The sequence below is a fragment of the Vogesella mureinivorans genome (assembly GCF_007644035.1).
Lineage (GTDB): Bacteria > Pseudomonadota > Gammaproteobacteria > Burkholderiales > Chromobacteriaceae > Vogesella > Vogesella mureinivorans.
In genome coordinates this window covers 1-272 of record NZ_VMTV02000170.1, presented here as the reverse complement: position 1 = coordinate 272, position 272 = coordinate 1, and the positions used below count along the sequence as shown (strand labels likewise).

At 37.1% G+C, this 272-nt stretch carries 1 pseudogene; it reads left to right on the top strand.

The window, feature by feature from the left end:
- Positions 1-272 (top strand): annotated as a pseudogene (gene secY, locus FLQ44_RS06340) (preprotein translocase subunit SecY); the annotation flags it as partial.

Here is a 272-nt window from a genome sequence, read left to right as displayed (position 1 = left end):
TATTATCCGAATTAGTTCGACAACAGCAAGGCACCATCATTGACATGTTCAATATGTTCTCTGGTGGTGCTTTAAGCCGAGCGTCTATATTTGCATTAGGTATTATGCCTTATATTTCGGCGTCAATTATTGTTCAATTATTAACAGCGATTCATCCTCCTTTAGCAGAGCTGAAGAAAGAAGGTGAGGCAGGACGTCGTAAGATTAGTAAATATACTCGTTATGGTACATTGTTATTAGCATTTATTCAGTCTATTGGTATTTCAATTGCC